The organism is Clostridium sp. BSD2780061688st1 H5 (assembly GCF_005845155.1).
Classification (GTDB): domain Bacteria; phylum Bacillota; class Clostridia; order Lachnospirales; family Lachnospiraceae; genus Claveliimonas; species Claveliimonas intestinigallinarum.
The window spans coordinates 38,577-51,317 of the sequence record NZ_SPGT01000014.1 but is presented as its reverse complement, the minus strand read 5'-3'; the positions used below and the strand labels follow the sequence as shown (position 1 = coordinate 51,317).

Annotated in this window: 15 protein-coding genes; 12 read left to right on the top strand and 3 right to left on the bottom strand. The window is 55.1% G+C overall.

The features are described from left to right. Positions 1 to 9 precede the first annotated feature (9 nt). The 6 genes from FGQ86_RS10250 to FGQ86_RS10225 all read left to right on the top strand — a co-directional run bounded on the left by FGQ86_RS10250 (position 10) and on the right by FGQ86_RS10225 (position 3,889). On the top strand, positions 10 to 1,128 hold the full coding sequence (locus FGQ86_RS10250) for a nitronate monooxygenase family protein (RefSeq protein WP_138303888.1): 1,119 nt from the start codon (positions 10 to 12) through the stop codon (positions 1,126 to 1,128). A gap of 14 nt (positions 1,129 to 1,142) precedes the next feature. Next, positions 1,143 to 1,598: a MarR family transcriptional regulator gene (locus FGQ86_RS10245; protein ID WP_138303886.1), complete on the top strand. Its 456-nt coding sequence runs from the start codon at positions 1,143 to 1,145 to the stop codon at positions 1,596 to 1,598. Between the two features lie 179 nt (positions 1,599 to 1,777). After that, a complete protein-coding gene (locus tag FGQ86_RS10240; RefSeq protein WP_138303884.1) occupies positions 1,778 to 2,110 on the top strand; it encodes a PadR family transcriptional regulator in 333 nt (110 codons plus the stop codon). 1 nt (position 2,111) lies between these two features. After that, on the top strand, positions 2,112 to 2,681 hold the full coding sequence (locus tag FGQ86_RS10235; RefSeq protein ID WP_243127224.1) for a DUF1700 domain-containing protein: 570 nt from the start codon (positions 2,112 to 2,114) through the stop codon (positions 2,679 to 2,681). 42 nt (positions 2,682 to 2,723) lie between these two features. Then, the gene (locus FGQ86_RS10230) at positions 2,724 to 3,143 is read left to right on the top strand and encodes a PPC domain-containing DNA-binding protein (protein WP_138303882.1); all 420 of its coding nucleotides are present in this window, start codon (positions 2,724 to 2,726) and stop codon (positions 3,141 to 3,143) included. A 17-nt stretch (positions 3,144 to 3,160) separates the two neighbouring features. Continuing rightward, positions 3,161 to 3,889 (top strand): NAD-dependent protein deacylase, encoded by a 729-nt coding sequence (locus FGQ86_RS10225; RefSeq protein ID WP_138303880.1) that lies wholly within the window; start codon positions 3,161 to 3,163, stop codon positions 3,887 to 3,889. On the opposite strand, the gene FGQ86_RS10220 is transcribed toward FGQ86_RS10225, so the two are convergent. Further along, a complete protein-coding gene (locus FGQ86_RS10220) occupies positions 3,876 to 4,472 on the bottom strand; it encodes a putative ABC transporter permease (protein WP_138303878.1) in 597 nt (198 codons plus the stop codon). The genes FGQ86_RS10225 and FGQ86_RS10220 overlap by 14 nt on opposite strands. A gap of 140 nt (positions 4,473 to 4,612) precedes the next feature. Here FGQ86_RS10220 and FGQ86_RS10215 point away from each other — a divergent pair, with 140 nt between their 5' ends. After that, the gene (locus FGQ86_RS10215) at positions 4,613 to 5,248 is read left to right on the top strand and encodes a hypothetical protein (RefSeq protein ID WP_138303876.1); all 636 of its coding nucleotides are present in this window, start codon (positions 4,613 to 4,615) and stop codon (positions 5,246 to 5,248) included. 63 nt (positions 5,249 to 5,311) lie between these two features. Here the strand turns inward: FGQ86_RS10215 and FGQ86_RS10210 are convergent, their stop codons facing one another. Then, a complete protein-coding gene (locus FGQ86_RS10210; RefSeq protein WP_138303874.1) occupies positions 5,312 to 5,992 on the bottom strand; it encodes an RraA family protein in 681 nt (226 codons plus the stop codon). A gap of 27 nt (positions 5,993 to 6,019) precedes the next feature. Then, entirely contained in the window at positions 6,020 to 7,198 is a 1,179-nt protein-coding gene (locus FGQ86_RS10205) for a pyridoxal phosphate-dependent aminotransferase (protein ID WP_138303872.1), read from the bottom strand. A gap of 262 nt (positions 7,199 to 7,460) precedes the next feature. Here FGQ86_RS10205 and FGQ86_RS10200 point away from each other — a divergent pair, with 262 nt between their 5' ends. The 5 genes from FGQ86_RS10200 to FGQ86_RS10180 all read left to right on the top strand — a co-directional run bounded on the left by FGQ86_RS10200 (position 7,461) and on the right by FGQ86_RS10180 (position 12,698). Further along, a complete protein-coding gene (locus tag FGQ86_RS10200) occupies positions 7,461 to 7,979 on the top strand; it encodes a peptidylprolyl isomerase (protein WP_138303870.1) in 519 nt (172 codons plus the stop codon). A 24-nt stretch (positions 7,980 to 8,003) separates the two neighbouring features. Further along, positions 8,004 to 8,708, top strand: a complete 705-nt coding sequence (locus FGQ86_RS10195) for a response regulator transcription factor (protein ID WP_243127223.1) — start codon at positions 8,004 to 8,006, stop codon at positions 8,706 to 8,708. Beyond that, positions 8,699 to 9,769 (top strand): sensor histidine kinase, encoded by a 1,071-nt coding sequence (locus tag FGQ86_RS10190; protein ID WP_138303868.1) that lies wholly within the window; start codon positions 8,699 to 8,701, stop codon positions 9,767 to 9,769. Before FGQ86_RS10195 ends, FGQ86_RS10190 begins: the two co-directional genes overlap by 10 nt. A 129-nt stretch (positions 9,770 to 9,898) precedes the next feature. Then, complete coding sequence (locus FGQ86_RS10185) at positions 9,899 to 10,663, top strand: ABC transporter ATP-binding protein (protein ID WP_138303866.1); 765 nt, start codon at positions 9,899 to 9,901, stop codon at positions 10,661 to 10,663. Beyond that, entirely contained in the window at positions 10,653 to 12,698 is a 2,046-nt protein-coding gene (locus FGQ86_RS10180) for an ABC transporter permease (RefSeq protein ID WP_138303864.1), read from the top strand. Before FGQ86_RS10185 ends, FGQ86_RS10180 begins: the two co-directional genes overlap by 11 nt. The last annotated feature ends 43 nt before the right edge of the window (positions 12,699 to 12,741 follow it).

Genomic DNA, 12,741 nt, shown 5'->3' with positions numbered 1-12,741 from the left:
GAGTGCTGTATGGAAATAAAACCATTGAAACTGGGCGAGAGAGAAGCCAGGCTGCCACTGATACAGGGCGGCATGGGAGTGGGGATCAGCCTGGGCGGCCTGGCTGGCGCAGTGGCCAGAGAGGGCGGCGTGGGCATTATCTCCACCGCTCAGATTGGCTTCCGGGAGCCGGATTTTGACAGGGACTCCCTGGGAGCCAACCTGCGGGCCGTGAAAAAGGAGCTTGACAGGGCCCGGGCCATTGCGCCTGAAGGAGTAATCGGCTTTAACATCATGGTGGCCAGCCGGTGCTATGAGGAGTACGTGAAAGCTACCGTGGCGGCGGGAGCGGACATCATCATCTCCGGAGCCGGGCTTCCCATGGACCTGCCAAAGGCAGCGGCCGAGGCGGCCAGGGAGGCGGGAAGAGAGACAGAGCCTGCTCTGGCTCCCATTGTCTCCACGGAGAAGGCGGCCCGTGTGGTTCTCCGGTACTGGGATAAAAAGTACAAGAGGATGCCCGATCTTCTCGTGGTGGAGGGGCCTCTCGCGGGAGGACATCTGGGCTTTACCAGGGAGCAGTTGGATCAGTTTGTGGAGCCGGGCCAGGCGGCATCGGAGGAGATTTCCCCTGCCTACGAGGAGGAGATACGGGCCATCTTTAAGACGGTTCTCTCCTTTGAGGAAAAGTATGAGACAAGGATCCCGGTGGCCCTGGCCGGCGGCATTGACAACCGGGAGAGGGCCCGCAAAGCCTTCGATCTGGGGGCGGACGCCATTCAGGTGGCCAGCCGGTTTGTCACCACAGAGGAGTGCGATGCGGACATCCGGTACAAGGAAGCCTACATCCGGGCGGGAAAAGAGGACATTGTGATTGTAAAAAGCCCGGTGGGCATGCCGGGGAGGGCCATCCGGAACCGGTTTATGGAGCGGGTCATGGGCGGAGAGAAAATTCCCCACAGCCCCTGTCACAGATGCCTCCACACCTGCAATCCCGCCGAAATTCCCTACTGCATTACAGACGCCCTTGTCAGTGCGGCAAAGGGAGATGTGGAGAACGCCCTTCTCTTCTGCGGGGCAGGTGCCTGGAAGGCGGACAGGATTGAGACAGTCAGAGAAGTGATCCAGTCACTTTTTATAGGATCATAGAAAGGAAAATGTTCATGGAAGATGCATACAGGGCCATTAACGATATTCTCGTAGGTCTGTTCCACGAGTTATGGGAGCTGGAGGAGAAGGCCATTATCACAGAGGATTTCAAGGATCTGACAAACAATGATATGCACGTCATAGAGGCCATCGGCCTGGGAGAGGGGAACAACATGTCCTCCATTGCCAGGAAGCTGAATATCACCGTGGGCTCTCTGACGACAGCCGTGAACAGCCTTGTGAACAAAGCCTACGTGGAGCGCCGCCGCAGCGAGAAGGACCGGCGTGTGGTCTATGTCAGGCTGACGGAGAAGGGTGTCAAGGCCTACCATCACCACGAGGACTACCATCGCCAGATGACCCAGGCCATCATAAGTAAGCTCTCCGAGGACGAAATTCCTGTCCTTGTGAAGACCCTGGAGGGACTGGAGGAGTTCTTCAGAGGGTACAGCGGAGAGACGGGACAGTAAAATTTAGAGACGAAAACAGAGGGAAGAGTGCCAGGAGAGGTACTCTTCTTTTTTTATCGGGGAAGCAGTATAATAGTACTGCTTTTTAAAAGGTATTATTTTTGAAAATATACTATTGAAAATGCATATACTGTGTAGTACGATGTATATGCAAATGAAACAGTAGTGAGGTGAACAGGATGAATTTGGACAAATGGAAATCGCAGATAGTGAGGGGGACGCTAGAGTACTGTATTCTGCTCATGCTGAATAAAAAAGTATATTATGGATATGAGATTTTGCAGGAATTAAGCAAATATCCTATCATTTCTTCAACAGAAAGTACGGTATATCCTTTGCTGAGGCGATTGCAGAAAGAAAACTATCTTCAATCTATATGGCAGGAGTCGGCAGAGGGACTGCCGCCACGCAAATACTATTCTTTGACGGCGGAAGGGCAGGAATATCTGGAGGCAATGAATAAGGAATGGCAAAATTTGTTAAATGTCATGTCAGATCTGAAAGGAGAATAAAATGATGGATACTACATTTGAAAAATACTTGGATACTGTTGATAAAAGCTTAAAGCCGCTTCCAACTTCTGAGAGAGTGGATATTGTAAAAGAGATAAAAAGCTCTATCCTGGAAATGGAAGGCGACAATCTTACGACAGAACAGATATTGAGCAGATTAGGAAGCCCGAAGGATCTCGCAAAAGCATATCTTGGCGATTTGCTTTCCAAAGAAAGCGGGTTTAGCTGGAACAGGCTGCTGATGGTCTGCGCGTTTTACAGCGGAGTAGGACTTACCGGGATGTTTGTTATTCCGTGTCTTGCGATCATGGCTCCGGTATTTATCCTTTGCGGTATTGCAAGTCCGGTTTTGATGGCTGTGAAACTTGTGGATTACATTTGGCATCTCGGATTGCCATATGTGGAAAATATGGGAATATTTACGGGGATGATGGAATTAAATCCTATTGCAGAATTTGTGATAGCGCTTGTAGTAGGTGTATTCCTCTGCCTTGCAGGGCGCGGCTGCTGGAAGCTGTTGGTCGCATACTGCAAAAAGGTCGGCAAAACAAAATCTGATTTATCCATTTAGGCCGAAAAGTGGTACACTAAAAGAAGTAAAGGAGGCAGTATCATGGAATACAGAAGATTTGAAAATACCATTATCGCAAGAATTGACAAGGGGGAGGAGATCCTGGACAAGGTGAAGGAGATCGCCCTGAAGGAGGACATCAAGCTGGCGTCCGTCCAGGCCCTGGGGGCTATCAGCCAGTTTACAGTCGGCGTGTTCAAAACAGACGAGAAGAAATACCTGGCCAACGAGTTTGAGGGGGCTTTTGAGATCGTGTCCCTGACAGGGACTATCAACACTATGGACGGAGAGTTTTACGCCCACCTGCACATGAGCGCAGGCGATGAGAAGGGGCAGGTCTTCGGAGGCCATCTGAACCGGGCGCGGGTCAGCGCCACCTGCGAGATGGTCATAACAGTCATTCCGGGGAATGTGGACAGAAAATACAGCGAGGAGATTGGATTAAACCTATTTCAGTTTTAAGCGGAGGCGGTGATCGCATGTACGAGGAGGAAGTAAGAAAGCTGCAGGAGATCATAGATGACAGTGAGAGGATTGTTTTTTTTGGAGGGGCGGGCGTCTCCACGGAGAGCGGGATACCGGACTTCCGGAGCGCGGACGGCATCTACCACCAGCACTACAAGTACGCGCCGGAGCAGGTGGTGAGCCACAGCTTCTTTAAGGCCCACCCGGATGTGTTCTATGACTTTTACAAGGAGAAGATGATGTGTCTGGACGCGGAGCCCAATCCGGCCCACAGAAAGCTGGCCCAGCTGGAGGAGGCGGGGCGCCTGACGGCGGTTATCACCCAGAATATTGACGGACTCCACCAGAAGGCGGGAAGCAGGAAGGTGTATGAGCTCCACGGCAGCATTCACAGAAATTATTGCCAGAAGTGCGGCCGGTTCTACGATGCGGCCTACGTAAAGGCGGCTCCTGGCATTCCCAGGTGCGAGTGCGGAGGCGTCATCAAGCCGGACGTGGTCCTCTATGAGGAGAGCCTGGACGCGGTGACAATCCAGAGAAGCATCCAGGCCATCAGCGAGGCGGACACCCTCATCATAGGCGGTACATCCCTGGTAGTCTACCCGGCGGCCAGCTTTATCGACTATTTTCACGGCAGGCATCTGGTGGTCATCAACAAGAGCGCCACGGCCAGGGAGGTGGGTGCTGAGCTTACCATATCCGCTCCCATAGGAGAGATCCTGGGACAGATCACAGTGAAGTGATGCCAAAGCCCATGTTGGGAGAGAGAAAGGAGCAGGCCAGATCCAGAAGGAAAATGAGAAGAAGGGCGCCGCAGAGCACGTTCTTCTGAAGCTCTGACAGGCGCTGGAAACGGCTATCCAGCACAGGGGCGGCGATGTAGATAATGAAGAGGCCTCCCGCACCGAAGAGGAGCAGTCCCTCCAGGCATACCCGGCCCTGTATCTGGAAGAGCATGCCGCTGTAGTTCCACCAGCGGACCCCGAACAGGGTTTCCAGGAAGAGGCCGGCGAAGTACTCCACCGTGCCGCACAAAAGCAGGATCAGGCCAAAGGACAGGAGAGGGCGGCTCCGCCATCTTTTCAGAAGCACGAGGATGAGCACGCCTCCTGTCCCATAGATGGGGAGCCAGGGGCCGGTCATGAAGCCCCTGTTGAAGAACATGCCGTCCACCACCAGGTGGAGGCCTACCTCCCAGAGCCAGCCTGCAAAGGAAAAGGTAAAGAACATGAGGATCAGGGAGGACACAGAGTAGTCCGTCTGGTAAGACAGTCCGGGCCTGTGTGTGACCAGTATATTTTCCATGCGACCTATGGCAGCTCTCATAAAATCCCCTCCTCAAAACTCGGAAAAACAGTGTTTCTTTTTGTTGTCTCCAGTATAGGAGAAAGATATAAAGATAAAGAGCAGGAAATTATGAAGAATTTCGAAAGAATTTTATAGAAAAGATGAAGGGAAGACCGGCTATGGAAAGACATGTGGATTATTTTGAGATCGAGGGGGCCTACGGCGGGAACCAGGACTGGTTCACCAATATTGTCATGCACATCGGCGGCTGCGGGGCGGCCACAGCCTGCGATACCTGCATTTACCTGGCCCTGCGAAGAGGGATGACAGGTCTTTACCCGGGGGATGTGCGCCATCTCACAAAGCAGGACTACAAGGACTTCAGCATGAAGATGAAGCCCTACCTGAAGCCAAGAGCAGGAGGAATCGACCGGCTGGAGACCTATATAGAGGGATTTCAGGCTTATCTCAGAGATCTGGGAAATGAAGACGGAAAGGCCCTTGTCATGGAGCCCCTCCACGGGGAGAAGGACGTGGAGGAGGCCAAAGAGGCGGTGAGAAGGGAAATCGGCCAGGGGCTGCCGGTGCCCTGCCTTCTCCTCTATCACAGGGACAGAAAGCAGTTCGGGGACTTTACCTGGCACTGGTTCCTCCTCACCGGCTATGAGGAGAGAGGAGGGCGTTTTTATGTGACAGCAGCCACCTACGGGGAGGCGTCGGAGCTGGATTTTGAAGAAATGTGGGATACAGGCTACGAGAAGAAAGGGGGACTGGTGCTGTACTCCCTGGATGAAAAAACGAAAGACAGGCAGTAAAAAAGGACCGCACAGCGGTCCTTTTGATCTGGATGTATCTCAATGGATATCCTGGTCTGTGAACTAGTCTACAAACTCAAAGCCAACCTTTTCCAGTGTCTCGTCAACCCATGGACGGGGCCACTCGCCGCGGGTGTGGATACCCTCCAGCTGTTTCTCCTCGCCTGCGTGGTAGGCTTTTGCCTTCTCAGCCAGCTCTTTGGCGAACTCAGGCCGGATGGCGATCAGTCCGTCGGAGTCACCGACGATGATATCGCCGGGATTGATGATGATGCCTGCGAAGGACACGGGGAAATTCATTTCTCCGGGACCGTTCTTGTATGGCCCGTTGGGGGTTACGCCTTTTGCGTATACCGGGAAATCCATCTGGCTGAGAGCGTAGCTGTCGCGCACGCATCCATCGATGATGATGCCCGCCAGACCTCTGGACTTCGCGTAGCTGCTCATGATCTCTCCGCATAAGGAGCGGCTCATGCTGCCCTTGTTTGCCAGGACGATGACATCCCCCGGCTGAGCCATATCAAGTGCCTTGTGGAACAGGAGATTGTCTCCTGCCGGAGCGTTTACGGTGAAGGCGGTTCCCAGAAGGCGAGCCTTGGGATTTAAGGGATAAATGCTTGCGTCTACCGCAGCAATCCTGCCGCACTGGTCGTCAATGTTGGCTACCGGAATTCCGCGGAAGGCTTCCACCAGTTCCTTGGCCGGTCTCTCAAAGTTTCTCTTAATTCTGCATCCTACTGCCATGTTTCTAACCTCTTTCCTTTTGTTGCTTTATTTTTTCAGTTTTTCAACAGCGTCCTTAATCCTGCGGATTGCCTCCTGAAGATCCTCGTAGCTGCAGGAGTAGGACAGTCTCAGATAGCCCTCTCCCTCGGAGCCGAAAGCGGATCCGGGAACCATGGCCACCTTGGCCTCCTCCAGGAAGTACTCGGCCACCTCCATGGAAGGCATGCCCAGGCTCTTGACATTCACAAAGATGTAGAACGCGCCCTGGGGATTGTTGCAGCTGATGCCGTCGATCTCGTTGAGGGCTTTCACTGCGTAGTCCTTCCGTCTCTGATACTCCTGCCGCATAGCCTCCACATCGTCTGCGCAGTCCCGCAGAGCAGTGATGGCTGCATCCTGTACAAAGGAGGAAGCGCAGGTGATGGTGTACTGGTGTACTCTGACGCAGGCGGCGATAATGCCTTTGGGAGCACACATGTATCCGAGACGCCAGCCGGTCATGGAATAGGCCTTGGAAAAGCCGCCCAGTGTGATGGTTCTCTCCTTCATGCCGGGAAGGGAGGCAATGCTGACGTGTTTTGTGTCATCGTATACGAGCTGGCTGTAAATCTCGTCCGCCACGACAAGAAGGTCGTTCTTGATGGCGATCTGGCTGAGCTTTTCCAGAGTCTCTCTGGAGAGAACCCCACCTGTGGGGTTGCTGGGGTTGACGATGACGATCATCTTTGTCCTGTCTGTGATCTTGGACTCCAGCTCCTCCATGTCGATCTGGTAGTTGTTCTCCTCCTTCAGGCTGTATGTCACAGGGACAGCTCCCAGGGAGGAGGGAACGTGGATGTAGTTCAGCCATACCGGATTGGGGACAAGGACTTCATCGCCGTCCTCCAGGAAGGCTGCCATGGAAGCGTAGGTGGCTTCTCCGACACCCACTGTCACCAGAACCTCATCGGCCTCATACTGCACGCCGTGATGCTCGGTCTCCCACTTGGCGATCTCTTTTCTCAGGGCCGGTATCCCGTAGTTGGAGGTGTAAAATACATGTCCCTCCTTCAGGCTTTCATAGGCGGCCTCCTTGATCTTTTCCGGGGTGTCAAAATCCGGACGTCCGATCTCCAGATGAATGACATTTTCTCCTGCCTGCTGCATTTTCGTGGCTTTCTCCATCACCGCGCGGATCTCGGAAAAAGGCAGGCTTTCCATACGTTTCGCTGTCTTGTACTCCATAGCTCTTCCTCCAAACTGAATTGCAAAATGTTTTGTAAACTTACTACTATAAAAAATCGTATCATTAGAGGAAAGCAAAGTCAATTTCATAATTTGTATCTTTAATATTAAAAAAATTTATATTTAATCAACATAAATAAAGCCTGAGAGAGGAGGAACCCTGTTTGTGAGTTGACTGCTCCGATTGCAGTATTTTTCCTGCTGTGCTACAATACCCTGGAAAGACAGTTTCTGAAAAAAATAGGAAATGAGGTAAATAAACATGGCAAACCCAATCGTTACATTTGAGATGGAAAACGGAGACATTATGAAGGCGGAGCTCTACCCGGAGATCGCGCCCAACACAGTGAACAACTTTATTTCCCTGGTGAACAAGGGCTTCTACGACGGCCTTATCTTCCACCGGGTCATCAGCGGCTTTATGATTCAGGGCGGCTGTCCGGACGGGACAGGCATGGGCGGCCCGGGCTACACGATCAAGGGCGAATTCAGCCAGAACGGCTTCGCCAATGACCTGAAGCACACGGAGGGAGTCCTCTCCATGGCAAGGGCCATGCACCCGGACTCAGCAGGCAGCCAGTTCTTTATCATGCACAAGACCTCTCCCCATCTGGACGGGGCTTACGCGGCCTTTGGAAAGATCATCGAGGGTATGGACATTGTGAACAAGATCGCCGAGACGGCCACTGACTACAGCGACAGGCCCCTGGAGACACAGCGGATGAAGAAGGTGACAGTGGACACAATGGGAGAGGATTACCCGGAGCCAGAGAAGGCGTAAGGGAAGACAGCGGGGAGTGTTTTTGTGGGACAGACAATGGAGAGCACATTAGAGAGACCAGCGGGGAGGATCTTCCTGGCGGAGGACGATGAGGGACAGAGGGAGGAGCTTCAGTATGCCCTGGAACGGGAGGGCTACCAGGTATTCCTTGCGGAGGACTTTGGACAGCTTGCCCAGGAGGCAGAACGGCTTGCGCCGGATCTGATCCTTCTGGACATCCAGCTTCCCGGCGGGGACGGCCTGGCCGCCTGCAGGCAGATCCGCAGCAGGAGCGATATCCCGGTGATCTTCATCACGGGGAGGGGCTCCTCCATGGACGAGCTGACCGGGCTTACCAGCGGGGCGGACGACTACATCACAAAGCCCTGCTGCGTCCCTGTGGTGATGGCCCGCATCCGGGCCGTCCTGCTGCGGTCCGGGAAAAAGGAGGAGCTCCACACTCTGACCGCAGGGGGATGCACCCTGAACATTCTGGACGCCACAGTCACGGCCCGGGGAACGGCGCTTCTGACAAGAACGGAGCTTCGGATCCTGTACCTTCTCTTCCTCCACAGCGGCCGGATCGTGTCCAGGCAGGAGCTGCTGGACGGGCTCTGGGACGACCACATTTATATAGATGACAACACTCTCAGTGTGAATATAGCCCGGATCAGGGAAAAGCTCAAGGACATCGGAGCCGCAGAGCTGATCCGCACGAGGAGAGGACAGGGGTATGAATTATGCGTTTGAACGACTATCTGAAAGATAAAATGCAGTTCCTTTTATTCCAGATCCTGTGTATGATGGCGGCGGCAGGCTTTTTCTGGGCGTGCAAGGTGAAGGCAGGGCAGATGGCCCTGTTTTTTGCTGCCTGGAGCTTTCTGCTGGCCGCCTTTCTTGGGATGGACTTTTACAGGAAAAAGAGATATTTTGACCAGGTGTTCGCAGCCCTGGAGCGACTGGATCAGCCCTGGCTCATCGGGGAGCTGCTGCCGGACTCCCCAAGGCTCACAGACCGGCTCCACCGGGAAATACTCCAAAGAGCCGGGAAGTCCCTGGTGGATGAGGCACGCCACCTGGAGAGGGAGCACAGGGAGTACAGAGAGTTTATCGAGGGATGGATCCACGAGGCGAAGAGGCCTCTTTCGGCCATCACGCTGGCGGCCACGGCAGGCGGGGCGGATGGCTCCCCTGCGCCCATGGCTGCGTCGCCCATAGCTGCGCCGCCCATAGACGGACGGCGCATCCAGCGGGAGGCGGAGCTTCTGTCGGCGGCAGTGGATAGGGCCCTCTTCTACGCCAGGTCGGACGGGGTTTACCGGGACTATGTCATCCGCCGTATGAAGCTGCTCCCCTGCGTGTACGGGGCAGTGGACAGGTGCCGGTACTACCTTATGGACAACCATATGGAGATCCGGACGGAGGCGCCTGAGGACATGTCCGTCTACTGCGACGGCAAATGGCTGGAGTTTATCCTGGTGCAGCTTCTCATGAACGCGGTCCAGTATAAGAAGGAGGGGAGCGGGCTCATCCTCATCCGCGGGGAGAGCCTGCCCCATGGACAGAGCCTCACCGTGGAGGACAGAGGGATCGGCATCCCTCCGGAGGAGGTGGACCGGGTCTTCGACAAGGGATTTACCGGCACAAACGGCCGGGACAGGGGAGGTGCCACAGGCATCGGCCTCTACCTGTGCAAAAAGCTGTGCCGTCAGCTGGGGATGGAGATAGAGGCCTGGTCGGAGAGGGGATCCTGCACGCGGATCACTCTCCTCTTCCCCGACGGGGGCAGCCTCTTTACCAGAGATGAGTAAGGGGAGCGGGGCGGCCGGCCGAAGTCTTTCAAGATTGTAAGATTAGTGAAGTCTTTCATGCGGGCAGAGGACTCTCCCGCCTGTTATACTGACAGACATACAAGACAGCGGGAAAGGAGAGAACTGTTTATGCGGGAACTGATCCGTGTGGAAGACATTGAAAAATACTATGGGACAAAGGACAATCTGACCAAGGCCCTGGACCGGCTTTCCTTCCAGGTGGACAGGGGCGAGTTCGTGGGTATCATGGGGGCATCCGGCTCCGGAAAAACCACTCTTTTGAATGTGATGGCCACCATCGACCGGGTGACCAGCGGACACATCTGGTACGGCAGGGAGGATATTACAGGCCTTAAGGAGGAGCAGAAGGCGGATTTCAGGAAGAACAATCTGGGCTTTGTGTTCCAGGACTTCAATCTGCTGGACACCCTCACCCTGGGGGAAAATATTTCCCTGGCCCTGTCCCTCACCGGCAAGGGGAAAAAGGAGATACAGCAGCGGACGGAGGACATTATGGGCAGGCTCGGGATCCTGGAGCTGAAGGATAAATTTCCCTTCCAGGTGTCCGGGGGACAGAAGCAGCGGTGCGCCTGCGCCAGAGCCCTCATCAACCATCCGGCTATCGTCTTTGCCGACGAGCCCACCGGGGCGCTGGACTCCCGATCCTCCCGCATCCTTCTGGAGACGCTGGAGAAGATGAACCGGGAGATGGCGGTGACCATCCTCATGGTGACCCACGACGCCTTCTCTGCCAGCTGGTGCCGCCGTATCCTCTTTTTAAAGGACGGCCGGATCTTTCACGAGCTGAGGAGAGGGGAGAAAAAGAGAAAGGATTTCCTGAGCGAGATACTGGACGTCCTCTCCCTGACAGGAGGTGAGACGGATGCTGGGTAAGCTGGCGTTTCGGAACATGAAGCGGTCTCTTCGGGATTATTCCATATACCTCTTTACCATGATCCTCATCAGCGCCCTCATGTTCTCCTTCAACTCCATGATTTTCTCGGAAAATGTCCGGAGACTGTCGGCGGAGGCCGGCTTGTTTGGAGCCATGATCGGAGTGGCCACCTTTTTTGTGGTGCTCATCGTCATCTGGCTGATCCACTACATGGTGAAATTCATGGCGGGGAAGCGGAGCCGGGAGTTTGGTATCTATATGCTCCTGGGCTTTCACAAGAGACAGATCGCCAGGCTGTTCCTGCGGGAAAACTTCCTTCTCGGGGTAATCGCCTTCACAGCCGGCATCCTGCCGGGACTCTTCTGGCAGCAGGTCATGCTGACCGCGATCTACGGTATGCTGGACATAAGCTATGACCTCTCCATGGACTGGGGCTGGGAGACCTTTGCCCTTACCGGGGGAATCTATTTTGGCTCCTATGTGCTGGCCCTTCTGCGGAACCACAGGCGGTTCCGGAGGATGGACATCCGGGACATGCTGGACGAGGAGAGAAGGGGCGAGGAGGCAGGTCAGGGAGGGGACCGCTCCTGGTGGATCTTTGCGGGCTCCCTTGTCTATTTTCTCATCTTTGCTTTTCTCCTTCTTGACGGACGGATCACCATGGAGACCGTGTGGCCTCTGCTGGCCGGCCTGTCGGCGGCTGTGTACGGCCTGTTCGCCGGCCTGTCCGGCTTCCTTGTAAAATACATCCGGGCAGGAGGAGCGGGGCTATGGCGCCATGAGCGCATTTTTGTGCTGCGCCAGCTGGCCTCCAAGGTGCGGACCATGCGGTTTACCATGGGGACTCTCACCATCCTCTTTGCCGCCGCCTTTGTGGGGGCCTCCTGCGCCCTCATGCTGAACCAGTTCCAGCTCACCCAGGCAGAGGAAAAGTGGCCCTTTGACGTGATGGTCTACAGTCCGGATCCAGGGTATGATTTCCGGCAGGAGGAGCAGCTGACAGAGGAGTACGCATCGGTGGAGTCCAGCCGCGTTTACCAGATCTACGAGAACGGGTTGTCCCGATGGAATGACTGGCTGGAGAGCCAGGAGACGGGAGTGGACGGGGCCTATTTCCACTATGATACCTACATGAAGCTGAGCGACTACAATGCCCTCCGGGCTATGCTGGGAAGGGAGCCGGTGTCTCTGGGGGATGGAGAGTACCTGGTGCAGACAAAGGAGCGGCTCCGGGAGAACGTAGAGCCCATGACGGAGAAGCCCCTTTCGCTCTCCGGCCCCGGCGGGGAGAGACAGGACTACACATGCGCCGGCATAGAGACAGGGGGCTTTGAGCAGAACGGCCACAACGGCGCGGATTACGTGCTGGTGGTGCCGGATGCGGCGGCGGACCGGATGCAGCCCTACTACGCCCTTTTTGCCGCTCAGGCACAGGGGCAGCAGGAGGGAGACAAAGAGAACCTGCGCTCCATGAGAGAGCTGCGGGCGGCTCTCATGGAGCTGGAGGGGGCCGCGGCAGGGACGGATGACTGGTACGGCTGGGAGGAGACGACAGAGGACTACGGCTACGGGTCAGATATCATGTACGTGTCTAACAGCTTTGTGCTTGTCCGAGAGCCGGAGACCTTTGACATGCAGTTCCTGCTCTCTACCTTCATGTTTCCACTCTTCTATATTGGTCTTGTCTACCTGTGTGTAGCTCTGACCGTGCTGGCTGTGCAGCAGCTCTCGGACGCGGCGAAGCACAGGAGACGGTACGACATCCTGCGGAAGCTGGGACTGGGGGATCGGGAGCTGTCGGGTCTGATCCTGCGGCAGCTCTTCATCTACTATCTGTGTCCCTTCCTGGCAGCCCTGGCACTGGGGGCTATGTTCGCCGGGTATATCGGGGAAAATTTCGCCCGCTACTCCGGCGTGACGGCTCCGGCCTGGTCCTATTTCGGCCTGTCCGTTCTCCTCTTTACCGCCGTGTACCTGATCTATTTTGCTATGACCTACATAGAATTCAGGAGAAATGTCACGGTCGGCAGATGACAGAAGAGCCCGCGGAAATGAAAAGGAAGACGGCAAACCTTGC